This window comes from Verrucosispora sp. CNZ293 (assembly GCF_002754655.1).
In genome coordinates this window covers 5,188,940-5,213,239 of the sequence record NZ_PEFR01000001.1, presented here as the reverse complement: position 1 = coordinate 5,213,239, position 24,300 = coordinate 5,188,940, and the positions used below count along the sequence as shown (strand labels likewise).

Annotated in this window: 23 protein-coding genes; 11 read left to right on the top strand and 12 right to left on the bottom strand. The window is 72.0% G+C overall.

Annotated elements, in window-relative coordinates:
* The first annotated feature begins 68 nt into the window (after positions 1-68).
* On the top strand, positions 69-788 hold the full coding sequence (locus CLT74_RS23770) for a phosphatase PAP2 family protein (protein ID WP_099848985.1): 720 nt from the start codon (positions 69-71) through the stop codon (positions 786-788).
* A 15-nt stretch (positions 789-803) separates the two neighbouring features.
* Here the strand turns inward: CLT74_RS23770 and CLT74_RS23765 are convergent, their stop codons facing one another.
* From CLT74_RS23765 to CLT74_RS23740, 6 genes are all read right to left on the bottom strand, one after another.
* Positions 804-1,982: a MarP family serine protease gene (locus CLT74_RS23765; protein ID WP_099848982.1), complete on the bottom strand. Its 1,179-nt coding sequence runs from the start codon at positions 1,980-1,982 to the stop codon at positions 804-806.
* 63 nt (positions 1,983-2,045) lie between these two features.
* Positions 2,046-2,750, bottom strand: a complete 705-nt coding sequence (locus CLT74_RS23760) for an NUDIX hydrolase (protein ID WP_099852739.1) — start codon at positions 2,748-2,750, stop codon at positions 2,046-2,048.
* 2 nt (positions 2,751-2,752) lie between these two features.
* Positions 2,753-3,361 (bottom strand): TlpA disulfide reductase family protein, encoded by a 609-nt coding sequence (locus tag CLT74_RS23755; RefSeq protein ID WP_099848980.1) that lies wholly within the window; start codon positions 3,359-3,361, stop codon positions 2,753-2,755.
* Entirely contained in the window at positions 3,358-4,137 is a 780-nt protein-coding gene (gene nth / locus CLT74_RS23750) for an endonuclease III (RefSeq protein ID WP_099848978.1), read from the bottom strand. The genes CLT74_RS23755 and nth overlap by 4 nt, the downstream gene beginning before the upstream one ends.
* A 55-nt stretch (positions 4,138-4,192) precedes the next feature.
* Entirely contained in the window at positions 4,193-5,338 is a 1,146-nt protein-coding gene (locus CLT74_RS23745) for a CapA family protein (RefSeq protein ID WP_099848976.1), read from the bottom strand.
* 58 nt (positions 5,339-5,396) lie between these two features.
* The gene (locus CLT74_RS23740; RefSeq protein WP_099848974.1) at positions 5,397-6,059 is read right to left on the bottom strand and encodes an adenosylcobinamide amidohydrolase; all 663 of its coding nucleotides are present in this window, start codon (positions 6,057-6,059) and stop codon (positions 5,397-5,399) included.
* A 218-nt stretch (positions 6,060-6,277) separates the two neighbouring features.
* Here CLT74_RS23740 and CLT74_RS23735 point away from each other — a divergent pair, with 218 nt between their 5' ends.
* From CLT74_RS23735 to CLT74_RS23700, 8 genes are all read left to right on the top strand, one after another.
* Positions 6,278-6,955 carry a Crp/Fnr family transcriptional regulator gene (locus tag CLT74_RS23735; protein WP_013736306.1) on the top strand — a complete coding sequence of 226 codons (678 nt, stop codon included), beginning with the start codon at positions 6,278-6,280 and terminating at the stop codon, positions 6,953-6,955.
* A gap of 117 nt (positions 6,956-7,072) precedes the next feature.
* Complete coding sequence (locus CLT74_RS23730; protein WP_099848972.1) at positions 7,073-7,693, top strand: TetR/AcrR family transcriptional regulator; 621 nt, start codon at positions 7,073-7,075, stop codon at positions 7,691-7,693.
* A gap of 25 nt (positions 7,694-7,718) precedes the next feature.
* On the top strand, positions 7,719-8,519 hold the full coding sequence (locus CLT74_RS23725) for a TIGR03084 family metal-binding protein (RefSeq protein WP_099848970.1): 801 nt from the start codon (positions 7,719-7,721) through the stop codon (positions 8,517-8,519).
* Positions 8,520-8,574: 55 nt separating this feature from the next.
* Complete coding sequence (locus CLT74_RS23720; RefSeq protein WP_099852737.1) at positions 8,575-10,287, top strand: acyclic terpene utilization AtuA family protein; 1,713 nt, start codon at positions 8,575-8,577, stop codon at positions 10,285-10,287.
* Positions 10,284-11,495, top strand: coding sequence for an acyl-CoA dehydrogenase family protein (locus CLT74_RS23715; RefSeq protein WP_099848968.1), 1,212 nt, complete (start codon positions 10,284-10,286; stop codon positions 11,493-11,495). Before CLT74_RS23720 ends, CLT74_RS23715 begins: the two co-directional genes overlap by 4 nt.
* On the top strand, positions 11,492-13,093 hold the full coding sequence (locus CLT74_RS23710; protein WP_099848966.1) for a carboxyl transferase domain-containing protein: 1,602 nt from the start codon (positions 11,492-11,494) through the stop codon (positions 13,091-13,093). Before CLT74_RS23715 ends, CLT74_RS23710 begins: the two co-directional genes overlap by 4 nt.
* Positions 13,094-13,269: 176 nt before the next feature.
* Positions 13,270-15,291, top strand: coding sequence for an ATP-binding protein (locus CLT74_RS23705; protein WP_099848964.1), 2,022 nt, complete (start codon positions 13,270-13,272; stop codon positions 15,289-15,291).
* Complete coding sequence (locus tag CLT74_RS23700; protein WP_099848962.1) at positions 15,288-16,451, top strand: acyl-CoA dehydrogenase family protein; 1,164 nt, start codon at positions 15,288-15,290, stop codon at positions 16,449-16,451. Before CLT74_RS23705 ends, CLT74_RS23700 begins: the two co-directional genes overlap by 4 nt.
* A 9-nt stretch (positions 16,452-16,460) precedes the next feature.
* Here CLT74_RS23700 and CLT74_RS23695 read toward each other — a convergent pair whose 3' ends face one another.
* The 3 genes from CLT74_RS23695 to CLT74_RS23685 form a co-directional block, all read right to left on the bottom strand.
* A complete protein-coding gene (locus CLT74_RS23695) occupies positions 16,461-17,612 on the bottom strand; it encodes a hypothetical protein (protein WP_099848960.1) in 1,152 nt (383 codons plus the stop codon).
* Positions 17,609-18,550, bottom strand: coding sequence for a transporter substrate-binding domain-containing protein (locus CLT74_RS23690; RefSeq protein WP_099848958.1), 942 nt, complete (start codon positions 18,548-18,550; stop codon positions 17,609-17,611). Before CLT74_RS23690 ends, CLT74_RS23695 begins: the two co-directional genes overlap by 4 nt.
* Before the next feature lie 82 nt (positions 18,551-18,632).
* On the bottom strand, positions 18,633-19,247 hold the full coding sequence (locus CLT74_RS23685; RefSeq protein ID WP_143697203.1) for a hypothetical protein: 615 nt from the start codon (positions 19,245-19,247) through the stop codon (positions 18,633-18,635).
* Between the two features lie 77 nt (positions 19,248-19,324).
* On the opposite strand from CLT74_RS23685, the gene CLT74_RS23680 reads away from it, so the two are divergent.
* A complete protein-coding gene (locus tag CLT74_RS23680; RefSeq protein WP_099848954.1) occupies positions 19,325-19,678 on the top strand; it encodes a winged helix-turn-helix transcriptional regulator in 354 nt (117 codons plus the stop codon).
* Between the two features lie 120 nt (positions 19,679-19,798).
* Here CLT74_RS23680 and CLT74_RS23675 read toward each other — a convergent pair whose 3' ends face one another.
* A complete protein-coding gene (locus CLT74_RS23675) occupies positions 19,799-21,598 on the bottom strand; it encodes an alpha/beta hydrolase (RefSeq protein WP_099848952.1) in 1,800 nt (599 codons plus the stop codon).
* A 226-nt stretch (positions 21,599-21,824) separates the two neighbouring features.
* On the opposite strand from CLT74_RS23675, the gene CLT74_RS23670 reads away from it, so the two are divergent.
* Complete coding sequence (locus CLT74_RS23670; RefSeq protein ID WP_143697202.1) at positions 21,825-22,160, top strand: hypothetical protein; 336 nt, start codon at positions 21,825-21,827, stop codon at positions 22,158-22,160.
* 22 nt (positions 22,161-22,182) lie between these two features.
* Here CLT74_RS23670 and CLT74_RS23665 read toward each other — a convergent pair whose 3' ends face one another.
* Together CLT74_RS23665 and CLT74_RS23660 are read right to left on the bottom strand one after the other, a co-directional pair.
* Positions 22,183-23,646 (bottom strand): serine/threonine-protein kinase, encoded by a 1,464-nt coding sequence (locus CLT74_RS23665; RefSeq protein ID WP_099852734.1) that lies wholly within the window; start codon positions 23,644-23,646, stop codon positions 22,183-22,185.
* 31 nt (positions 23,647-23,677) lie between these two features.
* Positions 23,678-24,220, bottom strand: a complete 543-nt coding sequence (locus CLT74_RS23660) for a hypothetical protein (protein ID WP_486582552.1) — start codon at positions 24,218-24,220, stop codon at positions 23,678-23,680.
* Between the last annotated feature and the right edge of the window lie 80 nt (positions 24,221-24,300).

The window sequence follows — 24,300 nt, the reverse complement described above, 5'->3', positions numbered from 1 at the left end:
GAGTATCGCGCGGCAGATTCGACGAATCCGCGCGAGGAAGGCCGGGCCAGCGGGGTACAACCATCGTCGTGGACACCTTCGAACGGGTCGACCCGGCGCCGCCCTCCGGTCCGGACCGTCGCGGACGACGGGACGACCCGCCAGGTGCACGGCCGGCACAGGCCCTTTCCGGCGTGCTCCTTGTCGCGCCGATCGCGCTGCTCGCCACGCTGGTCCTGGGTGACTGGCAACCGCTGCGGCGACTCGACCTGGCGATCACCACCCACCTGCACGGGTACGCCCTGGACCACCCGGTCTGGGTCCGGGTGATGAGCCTCTGGACCGACGTCTTCGCGCCGATGCCCCTGCGGGCTGCCGCGCTGGCCCTGGTGATCTGGCTGGCCCGCGACGGTGCCCGGCGACTCGCCGTCTGGGTGGCCACCACGATGGTGCTCGGTGGCCTGCTCGGGCCGCTGCTCAAACTGCTCGTCGGCCGGCAACGACCGGATCTGCCCGACCCGGTGGCGCAGGCGCCCGGCCTTGCCTTCCCGTCGGGCCACGCGCTGAACGCGGTGCTCGCCGCCGGGGTGCTGCTCGTGGTGTTCCTGCCGCGGACCAGGCCCCGCTCGACGGCCCGCGCTGCGGTCTGGCTCGGTGCGCTCGCCATCGCCCTGGTGACCGGGTTCAGTCGGGTCGCACTCGGCGTGCACTGGAGCAGCGACGTGCTGGCCGGCTGGCTGCTCGGGGCAGCGGTGGTCGTCGCCACCACTACCGCCTTCGCGGGCTGGTCCCGGTCACGGTCGAGCTGACCGTCGGGCCCTTCGTCAGGTGCAGTCGCCGGTGTCGGTGCCCCGGGTGCGTTCGGCACCGGCCAGCGCCACCGGGCGGGCCTCGGCGGCGGTGACCGCGAAGCCGGTGTTCGGGTCGTCGGCCGCCGCCGCGAAGATCACCCCGAGCACCAGGCCGTTCGAGGAGACCAGCGGACCGCCCGAGTTGCCGCTGCGGACCAGCGCCCGAATCGTGTAGATCTCCCGGTTCACGTTCCCCGACGAGTAGATGTCCGGCCCGGTGATCCGGTCGACGTCGCGGATCCGCGCCGACTGGGCGTTGTACGGCCCGTCCAGCGGGAACCCCAGCACGATGGCGTCCGCGCCGGTGGCGGCGTTGCCGGCGGCGAACCGCATCGACGGGCCGGGCAGCCCGGGCACGTAGAGCACGGCCAGGTCCCGGTCGGGGTCGTAGACGACCACCTCGCCCTCGTACCGGTCGCCACGCAGTTCCACCGCGACCGAGCGGGTGCCGGCGACCACGTGTGCGTTCGTCATCACCCGGTCGTCGGCGTACACGAAGCCGGACCCCTCGATCCGGCGCGAACAGCTCGGTGCCGACCCGAGAACCTTCACCACCGAGCGTTGACCGCTGCTGACCACCTCGGAGCCGGCGAGCGCCGGGTCCGGCGGCTCGACCTGCCGAGCCTGGGTACGCCGCAGCCCGTCGAAGACGTCCGGGAAGCCGTTGGTGTCGACTGTGTCGCGCAGCGCGGTGGAGAGCTGCTGAGCCTGATCGGGCAGCACCCGGTCCACCACGTTGAGCAGCGCGCTGCTCTTCACGGAGGCGGCGAGCCAGGGCAGTGAGGAGGAGCCGAGCGGCACGGCGACAAGCCAAGCGACAAGCAGCACCGCGAAGAGCGAGACGAACGCGCCACCGACGTCGTCCGCCCGCCGCCCCACGTCACTGGCGATGGTGCGGCGCAGGTGCGATCCGAGCCAGCCGGCGAGTGCCTGGCCCACCACGGCGAGGCCGAAGATGGCGACGAGTGAGATCAGCACCCGGGTGCCGCTGTCCACGAACTGCTGCGCGAACATCGGACCGACCTGCAGGCCGATCAGGGCGCCCAGGAAGAACCCGGAGAACGAGAGCACCCCGATGACGAACCCCTGTCGGTATCCGCTGATCGCGAACACGAGCATGAGCAACAGCAGAACGAGATCCACGGCCGACACGGCTCAAGCGTACGGGCCCAGGGCTCGCGCGTAGACGATCGCTTGCGGAAGGTGACGGTCAGATCAGCGCAGGGCGCTCTCGTCGATCTCGTCCGTGCCGGCCGACGGGGCGGGCGAGGCACCGACCGGCGGGAGGTCGATCACCCGGCTGCGTGGCCAGGGGCGGGTCCAGCCGCCCATGTCCAGCAATGCGGCAAGCACCCCGGCCGTGAATCCCCAGACCAGCATCCCGCGTACGGAGAAGGCGGGGCCGACCCAGCCACTCGAATGGCGTACCCGGACCCGGTTGTCCGGGTCGACCAGCTCGGCGATCGGCAGGCGGGCGACGTGCGCCACCTCGGCCGGCTCCCGGGAATCCACCGGGTGCGGTGCGTGCCACCAGGCGAGCACCGGGGTCACCACGAAGTCGCTCACCGGTATCCACAGCCTCGGCAGCTGGGCCAGCACTGTGACGCTCGACGGGTCGAGCCCGACCTCTTCGTTCGCCTCGCGCAGCGCCGTCGCGGCGGCGTCGGCGTCCTCCGGGTCGGCCGCGCCGCCGGGGAACGCCGGTTGGCCGGCGTGGTTGCGCAGGGTCGCGGCCCGCTGGAGGACAAGCACGTCCGGGCCGGTGGCGGCGTCCTCACCGAGCAGCACCAGCACGGCGCTCTCCCGGCCGCCGCGGTCCGGCGTACGGAGCTGGGTGAAGTCCTCGGTGCGGGCGGTGCCGAGCCGACCCAGCAGGGGCCCCAGCCAGCCCGGCGGCTGCCGATCCGCCGGTTCGCGCACGTTCACGCCGGCACCGTGAGCCCGAGGTGCTGTCGGACGAGTGCGGCCAGGCGGGCGTCGTCGAGCGCTCCGGAGTTGTCGATGTGCCGGACGCGGTTCTGGGCGTCCAGGAAGACGGTGACCGGCATGGCGTTGCGACGCAGTGCCCGCTGCACCGCTTCCCCCTGGTCGACGAGCATCGGGAACCGTACGCCGAAGTCCTCGCCTATGGACTGGGCGCCCTCGCGGCTGTCCCGGCTGTTCACCCCGATGACCCGCAGTTGGCCCTCGGTACGTTCGTGCAGCCGCTGGAAGGCGGGGAGTTCCTTGCGGCAGGGCGGGCACCAGGAGGCCCAGATGTTGACCACCGCGGGTCCACCGATGTCCCGCAGGGCGACAGGCGTCCCGCCGGTGAAGCAGGTCAGGGTCAGCTCGGGCAGCGGATCCCCCGTCGCCTCGCCGTCGCCCGACCCGGCCGGGTCGCCGGTGAGGGTGGCGCAGTCCTCGAACGGGGACGGGCGGGCAGCCGCAGTGCCAGGTCCGGCCGGTGCGGGCGCCTCGGTGTCGGCGGTGCAGGCGGTGGCGACCACCAGCAACAGCGGCAGGGTCAGCAGCGCGAGTCGGCGGTTCACGGCGCCTCCGCCTGGACGGCCTGCGCCGGCACCAGCTCGGGATCGACACCTGCGGCGGCGGCAAGGTCACGGGCCCGGGGGCCCTTGAGCAGCTTCGCGGCAGCGGCTGGTTCGGTCGGTCCGGTGCCGTACGAGGGGCAGAGCTTGGCCAGCGTGCACGCACCGCAGGCGGGCTTGCGGGCGTGGCAGACCCGGCGGCCGTGGAAGATGATCCGGTGCGACAGCATGGTCCAGTCGCGCTTCGGGAACATCGCCCCGATCTCGTGCTCGATCTTGACCGGGTCGGTCTCGGTGGTCAGCCCCCAGCGCCGTACCAGCCGCTGGAAGTGGGTGTCGACGGTGATGCCCGGCACGTCGAAGGCGTTGCCGAGGATGACGTTCGCGGTCTTGCGACCGATCCCGGGCAGGGTGACCAGGTCGGCCAGCCGGCCGGGGACCTGACCGTCGTGGCGCTCGACCAGGGCCTGGCCCAGCTGGATCAGCGAGTTGGTCTTGTTGCGGTAGAAGCCGGTCGGCCTGATCATCTCCTCCACCTCGCCGCGATCGGCCCCGGCGTAGTCGGCGGCGGTCGGGTAGCGGGCGAAGAGCTTGGGAGTGACCTCGTTCACCTTCTTGTCCGTGCACTGGGCCGACAGGATGGTGGCGACGGCCAGCTCCAGCGGGCTGCCGTGGTCGAGCTCGCAGTGCGCGTCGGGGTGCGTCTCGGTCAGCACGCGGCCGATCCGCCGCGCTCGACGGGTGCGACCCAGGTCGGTCTCGGTGGCGCTTCTGGTCACGACGGCCAGCCTACGTCGCCGCTCCCACCGGCTCGGACGCGTGGGCCGGCGGAGTTCAGTCCGGGTCGGGCGGGCTGATCTTGCCGGCGTCGGTGAACCGGGCGCCGGTCTCCGCGAAGTCCAGCTCGGTGAGGTCCCGGAGCAGCCCGAGACCACGGTCGTCGCGGTCGATCGTCGGCTTGCGGGCCCCGTCCATGTAGGTGGAGGTGAAGGAGCCACCGGCCCAGGTGCCGTCCGCTTCGAGCGACACCTTCAACACGCCGCCCCAGCCGAGCCGGCCGTTGTTGCTCAGCGAGTTGCCGCCGCCGGCGAAGTTGCCCAGGCTGTACGCGATCAGCCTGCCCTTGTAGAACTCCATGCCGCGCAGGACGTGCGGACCGTGCCCGACGATCAGGTCGGCGCCGGCGTCGATCATCGCCCGGGAGAACTTGATCGGGTCGCCCCGGTTCTCGCCGAGGAACATCTCCGTGCCGGGCCGGACCCGCGTCATCTCCGACCCTTCGGCACCCATGTGCACCTGCACCACGACGATGTCGGCCTGGTCGGCAGCCTTCTCGATCACCTTTTTCGCGGCCGGGATGTCGGTGAGGCTGTTCGACCAGCGGTACGACGAGAAACCGGCGACGGCGACCTTGACGCCCTTCACCTCGACGACGGTGATCTGGCCGGGCGCGCCGGTGTGCTCCAGCCCGTGTTCCTCAAGCGCCCGCTGGGTGTTCTCGTAGCCCTTCGGCCCGAAGTCGTACCCGTGGTTGTTGGCCTGGTTGAGCAGGTCGAAACCGGCATCGGCGAGATGGGCGGCGTACTCCGGCGGAGCCCGGAACTGGAAGCAGCGGGTGGAGTTGGCACCGCACTTGCCGGTCCCGGTGTCCACCGTCAACGGCTCTTCCAGGTTGCCCATCACCAGGTCGGCCGCGAGCGCCTTCTGCACCGAGTCGAAGAAGCCCTTGCCGTTGTTCGGGGGCAGCCGGTCGGGTGCCATGGCCATCACGATGTCGCCGGTGGCGGAGAGCGAGATCTTCTTGACCTCGGGGGCTGCCGACTCGACAGGCGCGCCCTCGCCGCCGCCGGTGCCGGGCTGCCAGATCGGGCCCTCGTCGGTGCTGCCGCAGCCGGCGACGAGGAGGGCGGCGAGCAGCGCCCCCAGTGCGGCAATGGTGCGGCGGCGGGGTCGGGACGCGAAGGGGGCGGCAGCGTACATCGTGCGCGACCCTACCGGGCGGGTATCGCGGAATCGACCGCCGATCGGGTGGGGAGATTCAGCCCTGGAGCCGATCCGACCATGGGACGACGGTGTCACGGCCGACCCCGAGCACGGCGGCGTGCACCGCCCGGGCCAGCGGCGCGCCCCAGGTCGAGCGGGGCCCGCCGTAGGCGTTGACCGGCCCGTCCGGTGGGCAGAGCACGGTGACCGCGTCCGTCGGCGTACCGGTGCCGGGCAGCCCCAACTCGGCGATCGCCTGCGCCTTCGCCTCGGTGGCGGTGGCGACCGCGTTGACAAGTGCCGCGTCACCGAGCCGCGCCGGCACGTACGCCACGATGTTGACGGTGCCGACCGGCTGCGCCGGTGCCGCCGCTGCGGGTGCCGCCGCCGGCACCGGCGTACCCAGCCCGACGGTGGCCCAGACCTGCACTCCGGTGTCGGTCCGCCGCACCACCTCGGCCACGTCGACTCCGGTCATCAGGCCAACGCCGGGCCCGTCCAGGCCGAACTCCCGGGCCAGCTCGGCCAGGTGCTCGGCCGGGTCGTCCCGGTCGTACGACATGGGCACCGTCGCGTTCAGCACCCACCGCCGGGCGCCGATCCCACCGCCCAGCGGGGCGGAGCTGACCGCCCGCAGCGGTCGCTCGGCACGCCAGATGAGCACCGGAATGTCACGTTCGTCCTCGCGGCGGGTGGTCAGCAGGGGCTCGTGCAGCACGCGGTGACCCTACGGCCGGGTTTCCGACCCGACGATCCCGGCCTGACCAGGCGCGGGATTCTAAAGGGTGATCACGACGGGCACGTTACGCCCAACGATCAAGATTCCAGGGGTGCACCTCTGATTCCTGCTCACGTGCGCCTAGACTGGTCGGCGCGCGAGGGATCAGCGGACGGCGGACCCGGCCGATGGACGGCATGCGCAACCGGAGGTGCGCGATGGACGAGGTACTGGCTCGCAGCGGGATCTTCCAGGGTGTCGACCCGGAGGCGGCCGAGGCGCTCGCCAAGGAGATGGAGACGATCGAGGTCCGCAAGGGCGAGGTCGTCTTCAACGAGGGCGAGCCCGGCGACAGTCTCTACATCCTGCTGTCCGGCAAGATCAAGGTTGGTCGCCGGGCGGCGGACGGCCGGCAGAACCTGATCGCCGTGATGGGTCCGTCGGACATGGTCGGCGAGCTGTCGCTCTTCGACCCGGGTCCGCGTACGGCGACCGCGACCGCGGTCACCGACAGCCGACTGGCCCGACTGCGTAAGCAGGCGCTGCGGCCGTGGCTGAACAACCGGCCCGAGATCGCCGAGCAGTTGCTGCGGGTGCTCGCCCGCCGGCTGCGCCGGACCAACGACGCCCTCGCGGATCTGATCTTCACCGACGTGCCCGGCCGGGTGGCCAAGAACCTGCTCCAGATGGCGGGACGCTTCGGCACCCGCGACGGCGGCGTGCTGCGGGTGACCCACGATCTGACCCAGGAGGAGATCGCCCAGCTCGTCGGCGCCTCCCGGGAGACGGTCAACAAGGCCCTCGCGGACTTCGCCTCGCGCGGTTGGCTCCGCCTGGACGGCAAGAGCATCATCATCCTCGACCCGGAGCGCCTGGCCCGCCGCGCGCGCGTCTGACCCCCGACGTTCATTTCCTGCGCGGTGCCGACGGACCTCGTCGGCACCGCGCAGGCGTTTACGGCGACGTAAAAAGTCAGTCTTGACTGTTTGTTTCTGGCGCGGCAGGCTGTCCGCATGCCCGCCGCATCGACCCGCGTCCCTCAACAGGAACGCAGCCGTGCCACCCGGGCCCGGCTGCTGGAGGCGACAGTCGACTGCCTGGTCGAGCATGGCTGGTCCGGCACCACCACCACTGTCGTGGCAGCCCGGGCCGGCGTTTCCCGGGGAGCCCAGCTGCACCACTACCCGACCAGGACGGCCCTGGTCACCGCCGCCGTCGGGCACCTCACCGAGCGCCGAGCGGCCGAGTTGCGGGCCGAGGCCGACGCCCTGCCGGCCGGCGCCGACCGGCTGGACCGGGTGGTGGACCTGCTCGCCGCCGCGTTCACCGGGCCGCTCTTCGTCGCCGCCCTCGAACTCTGGGTGGCCGCCCGCACCGACGCCGAGCTGCGGGCCGCCCTGCTGCCGCTCGAAGCCCGGGTCGGCCGGGAGATGCACCGGCTGACGGTCGAGCTGCTCGGGGTGGACGAGCGACGGCCCGGCGTACGGGAGGCGGTGCAGGCCACCCTGGACCTGCTGCGCGGTCTCGGCGTGGCCAACCTGCTCAGCGACGACACCGCCCGCCGGACCGCGTTGCTGCATGCCTGGAAGGCCCAGCTGGCGGCGCTGCTCACCAGCGCGGAAACCGCACCCTGACCGGACCGACCCGCCCGGAGGCACAATGGTCGACCTCACCGCCCTGCTCACCGATCTGGCCACCGAGTCCGAGCAGCTCGACGCGCTCGTCGCACCGCTGCCGCCGCAGGAGTGGGAACGGTCGACCCCCGCAGCGGGGTGGACGATCGCCCACCAGATCGCCCACCTGGCCTGGACGGATCACGTCGCCCGGCTCGCCGCAACCGACGCCGACGCGTTCTACGCCTCGGTCACCGCCGCGCCGGACCCGGCCCGGCTGGTCGACGACGGCGCGGTCGCCTTCCTCGCCCCACCCGACGCGCTGCTGGCCCGCTGGCGGGAGGGCCGCGCGGCGCTCGCGGCGGCGCTCGCCGCCGCCCCTGCCGGCGAGAAGCTGCCCTGGTACGGAACCCGGATGTCGCCGGCCTCGATGGCCACCGCCCGGATCATGGAGACCTGGGCGCACGGCGAGGACGTGGCCGAGGCGCTAGGCGTCACCCGACCCGCCACCGACCGGCTCCGGCACGTCGCGTACCTCGGCTTCCGTACCGTCGGACACAGCTTCGCCGCCCACGGCCGGGCGGTGCCCACGGCACCGGTCCGGGTGGAGCTGGCGGCACCCGCCGGAGGAAGCTGGACCTTCGGTCCGGCGGACGCGGCCGACCGGGTCACCGGCCCGGCGCTCGACTTCTGCCTGCTGGTGACCCGGCGCCGGCACCGCGCCGACCTCGCCCTGGTCGCCACCGGGCCGATCGCCGACGGATGGCTGGACGTGGCCCAGGCCTTCGCCGGGCCACCCGGCACCGGCCGCGCCCCACGCACCGCGGCCCCGGGATCCCACAGGTGAGCGCGCGGCACGCAGCGCGGCCGAGCCGCACGGCGGCGAACCGAAGGTGCTGCCGATGAGCGACGTGCTGCGGGTCGGCAACGCCTCCGGCTTCTACGGCGACCGCCTCTCCGCCTGGCGGGAGATGCTCGACGGCGGCGAACTGGACGTGCTGACCGGGGACTACCTGGCCGAGTTGACCATGCTCATCCTGGGCCGGGACCGGATGCGTGACCCGGACCTGGGCTACGCGAAGACGTTCCTCCGGCAGCTGGAGGGCTGCCTGGGTACCGCGCTCGACCGGCGGGTCACCCTTGTCACGAACGCCGGCGGGCTCAACCCGGCCGGGCTGGCCGCCGCGATCCGCACCCTCGCCGACCGGCTCGGGCTGCCCGTCCGGATCGGGTACGTCGAGGGTGACGCCCTGGCCCGGCCCGACGCGCTGACCGCGAACGCGTACCTCGGGGCGTTCGGCATCGCCGCCTGCCTCGACGCCGGGGCGGACGTGGTGGTGACCGGGCGCGTCACCGACGCCTCGCTGGTGGTGGGCCCGGCCATCGCCCGTTTCGGTTGGCGTCGCGACGATCTCGACGCGCTGGCCGGGGCCACCGTCGCCGGGCACCTGATCGAATGCGGGGCACAGGTCACCGGGGGCAACTTCAGCTTCTTCACCGAGCTGCCCGACGGCGGGCACCGGCCGGGATTTCCGGTGGCCGAGCTGCGCGCGGACGGCTCGACGGTGATCACGAAACAGCCTGGCACCGGCGGCGCGGTCACCGTCGAGACGGTCACCGCCCAGTTGTTGTACGAGGTGGGCGGGCCGGCCTACCTGGGCCCCGACGTGGTGACCCGGCTCGACTCGGTACGGCTGAGCCAGGACGGTCCGGACCGGGTGCTCGTCAGCGGTGCGCGCGGCACCCCGCCACCGGACACACTCAAGGTGGGCGTCAACAACCTCGGCGGCTTCCGTAACTCGATGACGTTCGTGCTCTGCGGGCTGGACATACCGGCCAAGGCGGACCTGGTCCGGGCCCAGTTGACGGAGGCGGTCGGCCGGGACGGGCTGGAATTCACGCTGGCCCGCACCGACCACCCGGACGCCGCCGACACCGAGACGGCAAGCGCCCTGCTGCACGTACACCTGCGCGACGGTGACCGGGCGCGGGCCGGTCGGGCGTTCTCGGCGGCGGCGGTCGAGCTGGCCCTGGCCTCCTACCCGGGCTGCACCCTGACCACCCTGCCCGGCGACGCCACCCCGTACGGCGTCTTCACCGCCGACGCCGTGGCGCAGGACGCGGTCGACCACGTCGCCGTGCTGCCGGACGGCACCCGGCTGCCGATCGTCCCACCGCCGGTGACCGTTCCGGTCGCCGCCGAGCCGCCGGCCGAGCTGGCCGGACCGGCGGCGACCGGTCCGACCCGGCGGGGGCCGCTGGGTGAGGTGGTGGGTGCGCGGTCCGGTGACAAGGGCGGCGACGCGAACCTGGGGGTCTGGGCGCGGACCGACGCGACCTGGGCCTGGCTGCGCGGCTGGCTCACCGTGGCGCGGCTGGCGGAGCTGCTGCCGGAGACCGCCCCGTTGGCAGTGGAGCGGTACGAACTGCCGAACCTGCGGGCCGTCAACTTCGTGATCCGAGGGCTGCTCGGAGCCGGGGTGGCCGCCTCCACCCGGTTCGATCCGCAGGCCAAGGCGCTCGGCGAGCTGCTCCGGTCCCGGATCGTCGACCTGCCGGTCGAGCCGGGGGGCAGCGGCGGACCGGCACCGACCGGCGGGGAGGTGCGGCCGTGACGATCGTGGACACTCCCGAGCGGCGGCAGCTGCGGGAACTGACCCGCGCCTTCGTCACCCGGGAGGTGCTGCCGCACCTGTCCGACTGGGAGCGGGCCGGCGAGATCCCCCGGGAGCTGCACGCGACCGCTGCCAAGATCGGCCTGCTCGGCATCGGCTTTCCCGAGAAGGTCGGCGGCAGCGGCGGCGACCTGCTCGACTCGACAATCGTCACCGAGGAGATCATCCGCTCGGGTGGCTCGTCGGGGCTGGTGGCTGCCCTCTTCACCCACGGCATCGCGCTGCCGCACATGGTCACCGCGGCCGGCGCCCGCTCGGGCGGCACACTCCCCCGACGGCCCGGCGACGCCGCCGACAGCGTCGACCCGACCGGCCGGGAGCACGACCTGATCGACAGGTACGTCCGGCCGACGCTCGCCGGTTCGATGATCGGCGCGCTGGCCATCACCGAACCCGACACCGGCTCGGACGTGGCGGGCATTCGCACCCACGCCCGCCTCGACGGCGACCACTACGTGGTCAACGGGGCGAAGACCTACATCACCAGCGGGGTCCGGGCGGACTTCGTGACCACCGCGGTCTGCACCGGTGTGCCGGGCAGCGGGGCGCTGAGCCTGCTGGTGATCGACCGGGGAACGCCCGGCTTCACCATCGGGCGTCGGTTGGAGAAGCTCGGCTGGCACTGCTCGGACACCGCCGAACTCTCCTTCGTCGACGTGCGCGTGCCGGTGACGAACCGGATCGGCGAGGAGGACACCGGCTTCCTGGCGATCATGCAGCAGTTCGCCGCCGAACGCCTCTCCCTGGCCACCCAGGCGTACGCCATCGCGCAGCGCTGCGTCGAGCTGGCCACCGCCTGGTGCCGCGACCGGTCCACCTTCGGCCGGCCCCTGGCGAGTCGGCAGTTGGTCCGGCACCGGCTGGCCGAGATGCACACCCGGGCCGAGGCCGCCCGGGCGTACGTGCACGAGGTGGCCGCCCGGGTGGCCGCGGGCGAGCCGGTGGTGACCGAGGTGGCGATGGCCAAGAACGTGGCGGTCTCGGCCGCCGACTGGGTCGTCGACCAGGCCCTGCAACTGCACGGCGGCTTCGGCTACCTGCGGGACGCCGAGGTCGAGCGGCACTACCGCGACGCCCGGATCCTCGGCATCGGCGGCGGCACCACCGAGATCATGAACGAGATCATCGCGAAGGGCATGGGCCTGTGACCACACTCGACACTGCGATCGACAGGTCCTCGCCGGCCTTCCAGGCGAACCGCGACGCGCTGCTGGAACGCCTCGCCGAGTTGGACGCCGCGCTCGCCACCGCCCGTGCCGGCGGTGGCGAGAAGTACGTGACCCGGCACCACAAGCGCGGCAAACTGCTTCCCCGCGAGCGCATCGAGCTGCTGCTGGACCAGGACAGCCCGTTCCTCGAGCTGTCACCTGTCGCCGCGTTCGGCACGGATTTCCCCGTGGGAGCCAGCGTGGTGACCGGGATCGGCGTGGTCGAGGGTGTCGAGTGCCTGGTCGTCGCCAACGACCCGACGGTACGCGGCGGTGCGGTGAACCCGTGGTCGCTGGCGAAGACCCGGCGGGCCGGCGAGATCGCCCTGGCCAACCGGCTGCCGATGGTGAACCTGGTCGAGTCGGCCGGCGCGGACCTGCCCACCCAGGCGGAGATCTTCATTCCGGGTGGCCGGGTGTTCCGCGACCTGACCCGGCTCTCGGCCGAGCGGATCCCCACGGTCAGCGTGGTCTTCGGCAACGCCACGGCCGGTGGCGCGTACGTGCCCGGGATGTCCGACTACACGATCATGATCCGCGGCCGTTCGCAGGTCTACCTGGCCGGACCGCCGCTTGTGAAGATGGCCACCGGTGAGGACGCCGACGACGAGTCGTTGGGCGGCGCGGCCATGCACGCCACGAAATCCGGCCTGGCCGACTTCCTCGCCGCCGACGAGCGCGACGGCATCCGGCTGGCGCGGCAGTGCGTACGCCGACTCAACTGGCGCAAGCGGGGGCCGGCACCGCGCAACCCGGTGCCGCGACCGCCGAAGTACGACCCGGAGGAGCTGCTCGGCATCACCAGCGCCGACCTCAAGGTGCCGTTCGATCCGCGCGAGGTGCTCGCCCGGGTGCTCGACGGCAGCGAGTTCGACGAGTTCAAGCCGGCCTACGGCACCGCACTTGTCACCGGCTGGGGTGAGCTGCACGGGTATCCGGTAGGCGTGCTGGCCAACGCACGTGGGGTGCTGTTCAGCGAGGAGGCGCAGAAGGCCACGCAGTTCATCCAGCTCGCCAACGCCGCCGACACCCCGCTGATCTTCCTGCAGAACACCACCGGCTACATGGTCGGCACCGAATACGAGCAGCGCGGCATCATCAAGCACGGTGCTCTGATGATCAACGCGGTGTCGAACTCGACGGTGCCGCACCTGACGGTGAACCTGGGTGCCTCGTACGGCGCCGGCAACTACGGCATGTGTGGCCGGGCGTACGAGCCGAGGTTCCTGTTCACCTGGCCGAACGCCAAGTCGGCGGTGATGGGCCCGACGCAGTTGGCCGGGGTGTTGTCCATCGTGGCCCGGCAGGCCGCCGCGGCCCGGGGTCGCGAGTTCGACGAGGACTCCGACGCGGCGATGCGGATGATGGTCGAGCAGCAGATCGAGTCCCAGTCCGGCGCGCTTTTCCTCTCCGGTCGGCTCTACGACGACGGGGTGATCGACCCCCGGGACACCCGTACCGTCCTCGGCCTGTGTCTTTCGGCCATCCACAACGGACCGGTGAAGGGCGCCGACGGCTTCGGCGTTTTCCGGATGTGAGCGCGAGGAACGCAGCGCAGCGGAGTCCCGCAGTCGCGAACGAAAGGGGTCACCCGTGAGCGCGAGGAACGCAGCGCAGCGGAGTCCCGCAGTCGCGAACGAAAGGAGTCACCCGTGAGCGCGAGGAACGCAGCGCAGCGAAGTCCCGCAGTCGCGAACGAAAGGAGTCACAGCAGGTGATTCGCAAGCTGCTTGTCGCGAACCGGGGGGAGATCGCCCGCCGGGTCTTCGCCACCTGCCGGGCGCTCGGGATCGAGACGGTCGCCGTGCACTCCGACGCGGACGCCGACGCGCCCTTCGTCGCCGAGGCAGACCAGGCCGTCCGGCTGCCCGGCAACGCGCCCGCCGAGACGTACCTCCGGATCGATCTCATCCTGGACGCGGCCCGCAGGTGTGGCGCCGACGCCGTCCATCCCGGCTACGGCTTCCTCGCCGAGAACGCCGAGTTCGCCACGGCGGTGACCGACGCCGGGCTGACCTGGGTCGGCCCGACGGCCAAGGCGATCGCCGCGATGGGCGACAAGCTGGCCGCCAAGGCGCTGCTCGCCGAGGCCGGCGTGCCGATGCTGCCCACCTGGACCGACTCGGCCCAGGTGACGACCTTTCCGGTGCTGGTGAAGGCGTCCGCCGGGGGCGGTGGGCGCGGCATGCGGGTGGTCCGCGACGCCGACGGGCTCGCCGAGGCCGTCGCCGCCGCGCGCCGCGAGGCGGCTTCGGCGTTCGGCGACGGCACGGTTTTCATCGAGCGGTACGTCGAACGGGGCCGGCACGTCGAGGTGCAGATCTTCGGCGACCGGCACGGGACGGTGATGGCGCTCGGCGTACGGGACTGCTCGATCCAGCGGCGCCACCAGAAGATCGTCGAGGAGGCGCCCGGCGTCCTTTCCGACGAGGTGCGGGAGCGACTGCACGAGGCTGCGGTGGCTGCCGGACGGGCTGTCGACTATGTCGGGGCCGGCACCGTCGAGTTCCTGCTCGCCCCCGACGGGGAGATCCACTTCCTGGAGATGAACACCCGCCTCCAGGTGGAGCACCCGGTCACCGAGCTGACCACCGGGCTGGACCTGGTCCGGCTGCAACTGCTTGTCGCCGAGGGCGCGCCGCTTCCGCTGGTCGCCACGCCGCCGGCCACCGGCCACGCGATCGAGGTACGCCTCTGCGCCGAGGACCCCGGACTCGGCTACCGGCCGGCCACCGGCACCCTGCACCGGTTCACCCTGCCCGGCGTGGCCACCGAGTTCGGGTCGCTCACCGCGCCCGGCCTGCGGCTGGACTCCGGTGTGGTCGACGGGTCGGCGGTGAGTGTCCACTACGACTCGATGCTCGCCAAGGTGATCGCCTGGGCACCCACCCGCGCCGAGGCGGCCCGTGCCCTGGCCGGCGCGCTGGCCCGGGCCGAGCTGCACGGCGTCACCACCAACCGGGACCTGCTGGTCCGGGTCCTGCGCAGCGCGGAGTTCGCCGCCGCCGACGTCGACACCGGCTTCCTGGACCGGCACCCGGAGGTCTTCGCTCCGCTGCTGCCGGCCGAGCAGCTTCCCCTGGTCGCGCTGGCCGCCGCGCTGGCGTCGGCGGCCGACCGACGCGCCCAGGCTGGCGTGCTCGGCGGGCTGCCGTCGGGCTGGCGTAACGTACCCGCCTTCCCACAGGTCACCCGGTTCACCGGCGCGGACGGCGGGGAGATCGAGGTCCGCTACCGGCTGGACCGCTCCGGCGGCCTCGCCGAGTGGTCGGTGGACCCGGCCGTCGGCGGCACATCGGCAGCCGGGAGCGACACCGGTCCGGCGACGCCTGACGTGGCGCTTGTCGAGGCGTCCCCGGCGCGGGTCGTGCTCGACGTCGACGGGGTGCGGCGGGCCTACCGGGTACACCGGGTGGGGTCGGAGTTCTTCGTGGACGCCCCGGGCGGGGCGACGGGCCTGGCCGAGCTGCCCCGTTTCCCGCTGCCCACCGCGGCGCTGGCCGCCGGCTCGCTGCTCGCACCGCTGCCCGGCGCGGTGGCCCGGGTGCACGTCGAGGTTGGCCAACGGATCGCCGCCGGTGACCTGCTGCTGACCCTGGAAGCGATGAAGCTGGAACATCCCGTGCTCGCCCCCACCGCTGGTCTGGTCACCGAGCTGCCGGTACCGGCCGGCGGTCAGGTGGACACGGATGCCGTGCTGGCCGTGGTCACCCCCGATGAGGAGTCGCCGTCATGAACTTCGACCTCACCCCCGAGCAGGACCAGCTCCGCGACGCCGTCCGGGCGCTGGGCAGGCGGTACGGCCACGGGTACTTCGTGGCGAAGGCGAAGGCCGGCGAGCACACCACCGAGCTGTGGCAGGAGGCCGGCCAGCTCGGCTATCTGGGCGTCAACATCCCCACCGAGTACGGCGGCGGGGGCGGCGGCATCACCGACCTGGCCATCGTCTGCGAGGAACTGGCCGCCACCGGCTGCCCGCTGCTGCTGCTCGTGGTCTCCCCCGCCATCGCCGCCACGGTCATCCACCGGCACGGCACCGAGGAGCAGCGCAAACGCCACCTGCCGGGGCTGGCCGACGGCTCCCAGAAGATCGTCTTCGCGATCACCGAACCGGACGCCGGCTCGAACTTCCACCGGCTCGCCACGGTGGCCCGCCGCGACGGTGACGACTGGGTGCTGTCGGGTCGCAAGTGCTACATCTCCGGCGTCGACGAGGCCGGGCACGTCCTGGTGGTGGCCCGCACCGAGGATTCCTCGACGGGGAAGTTGAAGCCGGCGCTGTTCATCGTGCCGACCGACGCCGTCGGGTTGACCTTCGCCAAGCTCGACATGGAGATCGTCTCTCCGGAGAACCAGTTCCTGCTCTACCTGGACGATGTGCGGCTGCCCGGTGAGGCGCTTGTCGGCGGGTCGCTCGACGCCGGGCTGCCGGCTCTCTTCGCCGGGCTCAATCCGGAGCGGATCACTGTCGCCGCGATGGGTGCCGGCACCGGCCGGTACGCCATCGAACGCGCCTCCGAGTACACCGCGACCCGCGCGGTGTGGGGCGGTCGCACCATCGGCTCCCACCAGGGTGTCGCCCATCCCCTCGCGCACGCGGCCGTACAGGTGGAACTGGCCCGGCTGATGATCCAGAAGGCGGCGGCGCTCTACGACGCCGGCCGTGACCTGGAAGCAGCCGTCTCCGCGAACATGGCGAAGTACGCGGCCGGTGACGCCGCCGCCCTCGCCGTCGACACGGCCGTGCAGGCACTCGGCGGTGCCGGCATGACCACGGAATACGGGGTGGCCACCCTGCTCGGCGCGGTACGGGCCGGCCGGATCGCGCCGGTCAGCCGGGAGATGATCCTCAACTTCGTCGCCCAACACGTCCTCAGCCAGGACAAGTCGTACTGAGACCGCGGCTCAGCGGCAGGCGGCGTCGACCCGGTGGACCGGGCGTACCCGGCGGCCCAGCCCTTCCAGCAGCGAGTCCTCGAGGTGGAAGTCGTGGATGCGCAGCCGGTACCGGGGCAGTTCCTCCTCGGACGGGCAGAGCACCTGCCCGCGTACCTGGTCGACCGGCACGTAGCGCACCCCGCCGCGTTCCTGAAGGATCACCATGTTGACGTCGTCGGTGGTCACCACGTGTCCACGGATCTCCTCGGTGGCACCGGCGACTGTCGCGCCGGGTTCACCGACTGTGGTCACCGTCAACGGCAGCACCGGCGTGCTGATCACCGGGAGGGCCGCCCAGACCAGCACCACCAGCACGGCGAGCTGGGTCACCGGGGCGAGCGGCCGGATGACCATCCTGGGCAGCGGTCCGGCGACGAAGAGTGCCAGCAGCGGCGGTACCACAAGCAGCACGATCGGTAGCGCCTCCGCCTGCCGCCAGGCGTCCCGCAGCGTCGGCACGAGCAGCCAGAGATAGCCGGCGTACGCCGCGACGCCGATCAGGGCGCGTACGGCGGGGCGTTCGTGCAGACGTTCCGGCCGGAGTTGGAAGGCCGCCGCGAAGGCGGGCAGCAGCAGCGGGAGGTACAGCATCGGCCAGGTCACCAGGGCCATCAGGAAACTCGCCGCGACGAACCAGCTCGGCGTGATCTCGGTCCACCTGGCGAAGATCGGCCGGCGGGCCAACCGCTGCCCGCTGGCGGCGAGCACCCCACCGAGCGCGAAGACCGCGACCAGCACAGTGGAGAGCAGGCGGGCCGCCGTGGTGAGGAAACCGGCGAGCAGGTTTACCGGTCCCACGTTGGCCACCAGCAGCAGGGTGGTCTGCAACTCGCCGCCGGCCTCGATGCCGAGCCGCAGCACCGAGAAGATCGCCGGTACGCCGACCACGGCGGTCCAGAACGACTGGCTCGCTCGGGCCCGACGCTCGGCCGGGTCCCAGCCGCTGTCGCCTCTCGCCGGTGTGCTGACGGAGGCGGGTGCGAGCTGCTCCGCCGGTGCCGGCGACCCGGGCGGCGTTCCGGTGGGTGGCGGGGCCGGTGGCACGGCGGTCCGCGGCACGGGCGGCGGTGGCCGACCGGCGTCCGACCCGCCGGCGGTGGTGGCGGGTACGGTACTCATCGCTGTGGTGCCTTGTCGTCGAAGTCGACGAGTTTCGGCACGTCCAGCGGCTGTGGTTGTCGCTTCTCAGCCCGCAACCACGGCCCCAGGGTCCGGTTGTACGCGGTCTGCCACGGGCTGGCTTCGCCGTTGCGTCCCTGCTGGTAACTCTTGTCCAGGAAGTACGCCACCAGGTCGCGTAGCGCGGGGTCACCGATCGGTACCCCCACGCCGAGCAGCTCGCTGGTGCCGAAGGGCATGTCGACGATCTCGAACTCCGTCGGGTGTCGGGCCACGAAGCCGGCCAGGATCGTCTCGTCCGAGCTGACCGCGTCGTACTTGCCGGCCCGGATGCCCTTGACGCAGTCCCAGACGTCCTTCACCACGAGCGTCGAGACCTGGTGCTTCTCCAACTCCGCCTCGGTGGTGGAGCCACCACTTGTGCAGATCTTGTACTCCGGGTTCCGCAGGTCCTCGATGGTGCGGATAGCGCCCCGATGCCGGCTAGGCACCAGCACCTCCTGGGTGGTGACGAAGTACGGCCCGGCGAAGCTGACCTGCTTCTTACGATCCTCGGTGATGGAGAAGCTGGACACGACGAGATCGACGACGCCGCCCTGGAGCGCGGGGATCCGGTCCTCGGTGGACACGTTCACGAACTCGACGCGGTGCTCCCCCTCGTAGCCGAGGGAGGCGGCGAGGTAGCGGGCGATCTCCACGTCGAAACCGACATGGAGGCCGTTGCGTACCTCGCCCATCAACGGTTCGTCGTCGGCCACCCCGATCCGCAGGACGGGCTGGCCCCAGATGTGCGACTCGCGGAGCTTCTCCTGTACGGACGGCAGTTCCGGCTCCCGCTGGCTGTCGCAGCCAGCCGCCGCCCCGAGCAGCAGCGTCAGGGCGACCGCCGTGGTGGTGGCCACCGAGCGCCACCGGGAGTTGGAGAGGCTTACACCCATCGGCCACCTCGCTACGGATCGAGTTACCTGTGGCACTGAAAGTAGTCGCCCCTGTCGAGGCGACGCCATCGGGGCGGCGGGTTCAGCGACCGCTGATGTTGATCAGTGACAACAGGTGCGCGACCAGGGTGATGGGCACGCCGAAGGCGGGGATGAGACTCATCGGCAGTGTGGACATGAGCCCGCTGTCGACGTCGGTGAGCAGGAGTCCGGCCGGACTTGCCGAGTAGAGGACACCGAGCGTGACAGCGAGGACGAGATCGGCGATGCCCAGGGCCGTCCAGACGACGAAGAGCCGGCGGGCACGACCGACCACGAAGGCCGCCACCAGCGGCGCGGTGAGCCCGATGGCCACGTCGCCGAGACCAGCCGGCAGTGCGAAGCCGGCCGGCAACGCGTCGACGGCGAGGAGCGCCAGGAAGGCCAGCCCCGCGACCCGCCAGGTCTGCAGCAGGGTGAGGAACCGCAGGTCGAGGCGGCGGGCCCAGGCGCGGAACCGCGACGACCGGACGGCGAGGACGAGCACCGTGAGTGGCGGCACACCGGCGGCCAGCGCGAGGGCCACCGGCGGGTCGCCGGGCGAGGTACGGAAGGCACCCAGGGCGCTCGCCGCGAGCACGGCGCAGAACCAACCGACGGCGGCGAGCGCCGGTGGCGTCAACACCCCGGGAGACCTGGTGAGTACGGGCGTGGTCACAACCCCTCCAGTTACTTGTGTTTTGCAAGTGACTCTAAGGAGGTAACTTGTATCTCGCAAGTGACTTGGAGGTGCGAATGTCCTCGGCCCGGAACGCGGCTCCCCGCTCGGACTGTGCGATCGCCGGCACATTGGATCTCATCGGCGACAGGTGGTCCCTGCTCATCGTGCGGGACCTGCTGTTCCGCGGCGAACTCCGGTTCGCGGACCTGGCGGCCTCGGCCGAGGGAATGCCCACGAACACGCTCACCGACCGGCTACGCCGGCTGGAGGAGTGCGGGATTCTGGTGCGCCGCCCCTACAGCGAACGCCCCCCGCGGTACGAGTATCGACTGACCGAACGCGGCAGGGACCTCGCGCCGGTACTCGACAGCATCGCCACCTGGGGAACGACCCACCTGCCCGGCACCCGACGCCTCGGTGCCGACTGACCCGCGCCGGCACCGGCCCGCGGGCAGCAGTTCGGCCGGTGCCCCCGCCACCGGACAGGGGGCCGGGGTACGACGGGCGACCCGAACGCCCGCCGTACCCCGGCGTAGTGGAGCGGAACCTCAGCGGACCGTCAGGCTGCCCACGGCCGGCAGTGGCGCGACGACCGGCGGTAGCTGCTTGGCTTCGCCCCGAGCCGGCGCGCCCTGAGCGGCCAGGTCACTCTTGGAGGTGTCCGCGCGTAGCGCCGCCTGGCGCTCCGGCAGGTCCTTGAACGGCTGGATGTCGCCGTGGCAGACCTTGCCCTGCTTCGGCAACGTCAACCGCAGCAGGTACGCGTCGACGGCACCGTCCACACAGGCCGACGTGCCGTAAGCGGTGTGTCCCCAGTTGTCGCTGGCGAGCAGCCGACTGTTCGGCAGCAGCCGGGCCGCGGCGACCGCGCCCGCGTAGTTGGTGGCCGGGTCCCAGTAGTTGCCGACCACCAGCACCGGGCTGTACGTGCGGCGGTTGAACGGACCGGTGAAGCGGTCCTCGTCGCGCACCGTCCAACTGTCACGGGCGCACGGCGAGCTGGCCCAGGTCCAGAGCCGCCCGAAGTACGGGTCACGCTGGTCCGCCCTGGCCGCCTGCGCCGGCCAGGAGGCGGCGTCGCGGGGGTGGTTCGCGTCGGTGCAGTCGACGCCGAGGAAGGTCTCCAGGCCGTTGTCGTACGGGAAGTCGTAGGCACGGGCCTGCTCGCGGGCCGTGACGGCGCGCTGGAGCACCGAGGCTCGGGCCTGGTCGCGGGTCACCCGGGACGCCGTCGGGTCCGTCAGCATCAGCAGGTCGTAGGTGAGGTAGGCCACGTCCAGGTAGCCGTACGGGCCGTACAGGCCACCGAGGATCGCGCCGATGAAGTCGGCGTAGGTGAAGGTGAACTCACCGAGGTCCGGGTCCTCCAGGACCAGCGGGTTCGCCTTCAACCGTTTGGTCACCGTTTCGAAGAGGGCGACCGGGTCACCGGAGGCCAGCGGGCAGGCGTCCACCCCGGCGGTCTTGCACCGCTTGAGAATCTCGCGCAGCGCCTTGTGCGCGCCCTGCGCGCTGCGCATCCGCTCCTCCTGGCCGACGTCGCCCGCCTTGCCGACGCCGAACCAGGCCGTGGCGTCCAGCACGCCGTCGATCACCAACGCGCGCACCCGGTCCGGGAACATGTTGGCGTAGTACTGGCCGAGGATGCTGCCGTAGCTGAAGCCGAGGTAGGTGAGTCGCTTGTCGCCGACCGCACGGCGCAGCACGTCCATGTCACGGGCGACCTCGGCCGTGGACATCGCGCCGCTGATCGGCTTGCCGGTCGTGGAGCAGGCCTTGCCGACCGCGATGGAGGAGGCGACGTACGCCTTCTCCTCGTCCCGCGTGTACGGGAAGGCCACGAACAGGCCCTCGTACGCCCGGGCCTGATCCTTCACCGACGCGAAGCACTTGACCTGCTCGCTGGCACCGACGCCACGCGGATCCACTCCGACGATGTCGAACCGGTCGAGCACGTCGTCACCGAGGAAGTACGGCGCGGCGAGCGCGATGCTGGTACCCGAGCCGCCCGGACCACCGGGGTTGAGGAAGAGACTGCCGATCTTGCGCTTCTGGTCCCGCGCCTTGACCCGCAGCACGGCGATCTCGGTCGTCGCCCCCTTCGGCTGGTCGTAGTCCAGCGGCAACCGGACGGTGGCGCACTCGGCGTAGTCGTAGCACCGGTACCAGTCCAGTTTGGGCGTCGGCACCCGGTCCACCCGCATCCGTTCGGCGATGCTGGTGCGGTGCGAGACGATGGCGGCACCACCGCCGACAGTGGTGGACGCGGCGGCGGGTGTGACAGCCGCTCCGGCGAGAAGCACGCCGACGAGCCCTGCTGCGGCCAGGGTCCGGATTGGTCGTGGCATGTGGACGCCTTCCGGTGGGGAGACGGGACACGTCGAGCCTCGGGCTCGACAAACGCCACTCTAGAGACGTCCGGCGATGAATGCCGCCCGCACAGACGGCGCATTTCCGACTCGGCAGACACTGTCGCGGCGGCCACTCCCTCCGGCAAGCTGTTGTTTGTCAGGTGTTACGCGTGGTGAAGCCGGCTGCTGTTGACAGATCGGCATTCTCCGACATTCTGGACGGGTGAGACGGTTCCCAGGATCCGACGCACGGACCGTGGCGGTGGTCGCGGCGCTGGCGGCGTTCTGGCTGTTGGCGGCGCTGGTCTTGGGGCGCCGGCAGGACCTGCTGGGCGTGGCGGGGGCGCTGCTCTGCGTCGTGCTCGCCACCGTGGCCGGGGTGGCCGTCACCGCCGCCCGGCAGCACGACACGGAACTTCGGCCGGATCGGGGGCAGACGTCCGCCGCGCCGGGCATCGAGGCGTCCGGCATCGATGCCGACACGCTGGAGAGCCTGGGCGACCGGGACGCGGTTCGGGCGATGCGGGACCGGTATCGCCGCGATCGGCCGGGACGCTGACGTCCGTGATCCGTGCCGGCGCTCAGCCGCTGGTGAGCGTGGGCGAGGCCAGTCCGTTCAGGCCCCTGCCCGCCAGGCAACGGTAGGTGAGGTCGGTTTCCGCGTCGGCCGGTGGTAGCACCTCAAGATTCCATCCAGCAGTCTGGGGTACCCCGCTGACCAGCCGGAACGTCTCCTCGTTGCAGACCTCACGCACCTGCGGATCCGCGACGATCTCGTCGTGGTCGGCATCGACGAGGGCGGCCGGCAGTTGCCCCTGGGCGTAGCTCTCCCAGGTGTGCCGGGTATCGCAGGGCATCCGGCTGGCCTCGGCCCGCTGACCACGCACCTGCACCGGCCCGAAGCACTCCAGCTCCGGCGCGCACTGGGCAGCGGCCGGAAGTGCCTCCGGGTGGGTGGCGCAGCCCGGGCGGAGCAGCCCGGTTGCCGCCGGACGGGCCGGCGTGGTGGGCTGCGGCGACGGCACACCACCCGCCGCCCAGGCACCGACGCCCGCCGAGGCGGCGAGGGCGACCACCCCCGCCGCGCCGAGGAACCAGCGTCGGCGACGGCTGCGCTCGGTGGAGCCGCTCCCGGCCGGCGGGGCGGGGCGGCCGGCGTCGCGGGCACCGGCGGCAGCGCCACCGACAGGTCCCGCCGGAGCTGGCGACGCCGCCGGGCCGTCAAGCGTCAGGTTGGTGAGCATGTCGCGCAACTCCGCGGCGGACGGCCGGTCACCGGGATCGTTGGCCATGCCGGCCCGCAGGACGTCGACCAGTTCCTCCGGGATGCCGGGCAGGCCGGGGATCGGCTGGTGGAACATCTCCAGCACGGTGACCAGGCTCGGGTTCCGCTCGCTCTGCCAACGCGGTGGCCGGCCGTGCATGACCGCGTAGAGCGTGGCGCAGAGCGCGTACACGTCGACGGCCGGCGACGGGGGACTGTGGCTGAACATCTCCGGCGGCGCGTACGCCGGGGTGAGCACCTCCAGCGCGACGGAGGCGTCCCGCATCTCGGCGACCACGGCAAGCCCGAAGTCGGCAAGCACCGCCGAGTTGAAGTGCGAGTGCAGGATGTTGGCCGGCTTGACGTCACGGTGCAGCACACCGGCCGCGTGCGAGTGGGCGATGGCGTCCGCGATCTTGACGCCGAGATCACGGGCCTCGACGGCGCCCAGCGGCGAGTTGCGCATCCGCTCGGCGTACGACCCGTCGCAGAGTTCCATGATCAGGTAGGGGTGCTGGTCGATGGTGACGCCGACGTCGAACAGGTCCACCACGTGCGGGTGGGACGACATCCGACCGGCCGCCCGCGCCTCGCGCAGGAAGCGGGCCTGGTCCCGGTCGCTGGCCAGGGTCCGGTTCTCCACCTTGACCGCCACCTCGCGCCCCACCGATATCTGGGTCGCGCGGTAGACCGTGGCGTAGCCACCTCGGGCAAACACCTGCAAATCAGTCAGACCAGGCACGATGGGCGTCGGCAGGGCGCCGGGCGGGGTGTCGGTCACAACCTCGAAAATACCGAACTGTGCCGGCCGCTCAGTGAACCGCATCGGTGGCCGGCCCCACACCCGATGTTCCAGCACGGCGACTGTCGTCGTCCGGCACCGGCTCAGCAGGCGTCGATCCGCTTTCGCCCACCGGGTCGGTGACGCCCGGGACGCCAGTCGTACCCGGGCTCGCGGACCGCCGCGCGTCCCACCAGAGGCCGGCGGCGGTGGCCAACGCGCCCAGGCCCTCCCAGGCCGCCACCCCGAAGAACCGCCCCGGCGCGATGTCGGCGAGCACCGCGATGGTGAAGACCGTGAACGTGACAAGTCGGAACACCACGGTGAAGCGGTAGAAGGCGCGCCACTCGGTGGCCGTGGCGAGCAGGTAGTAGACCCCCATGTTGAACGAGGCCATCGAGGAAGCCGTCACGAAGACGCCCGTGTAGTCGCCCGGGGCGCGGGTCTGCGGGATCTCGAAGCCGAGCATCCGCAGCAACGCCTCCGGCCAGAGCAGGCCGACCGCCCCCATCACCAGCGCCAGCACGCCGAACACCGCGATCGTCCATCCCGCGGCCGAACGCGGCAGCCTCATCTTCGCCCTCCCCCTCGACGGCACGGCCGACGACATCGACGGCCACGTGCACCCGTCACGCTAGCGGCCCGTTCCGACCG

Bases quoted from the DNA above. Each gene is read 5' to 3' on its own strand.
- CLT74_RS23745 (WP_099848976.1), bottom strand. From the start codon at position 5,338: ATGTACGCTGCCGCCCCCTTCGCGTCCCGACCCCGCCGCCGCACCATT.
- CLT74_RS23675 (WP_099848952.1), bottom strand. From the start codon at position 21,598: ATGCCACGACCAATCCGGACCCTGGCCGCAGCAGGGCTCGTCGGCGTG.
- CLT74_RS23700 (WP_099848962.1), top strand. From the start codon at position 15,288: ATGAACTTCGACCTCACCCCCGAGCAGGACCAGCTCCGCGACGCCGTC.
- CLT74_RS23720 (WP_099852737.1), top strand. From the start codon at position 8,575: ATGAGCGACGTGCTGCGGGTCGGCAACGCCTCCGGCTTCTACGGCGAC.
- CLT74_RS23695 (WP_099848960.1), bottom strand. From the start codon at position 17,612: ATGAGTACCGTACCCGCCACCACCGCCGGCGGGTCGGACGCCGGTCGG.
- CLT74_RS23680 (WP_099848954.1), top strand. From the start codon at position 19,325: ATGTCCTCGGCCCGGAACGCGGCTCCCCGCTCGGACTGTGCGATCGCC.
- CLT74_RS23725 (WP_099848970.1), top strand. From the start codon at position 7,719: ATGGTCGACCTCACCGCCCTGCTCACCGATCTGGCCACCGAGTCCGAG.
- CLT74_RS23660 (WP_486582552.1), bottom strand. From the start codon at position 24,220: ATGAGGCTGCCGCGTTCGGCCGCGGGATGGACGATCGCGGTGTTCGGC.
- CLT74_RS23735 (WP_013736306.1), top strand. From the start codon at position 6,278: ATGGACGAGGTACTGGCTCGCAGCGGGATCTTCCAGGGTGTCGACCCG.
- CLT74_RS23690 (WP_099848958.1), bottom strand. From the start codon at position 18,550: ATGGGTGTAAGCCTCTCCAACTCCCGGTGGCGCTCGGTGGCCACCACC.
- CLT74_RS23730 (WP_099848972.1), top strand. From the start codon at position 7,073: ATGCCCGCCGCATCGACCCGCGTCCCTCAACAGGAACGCAGCCGTGCC.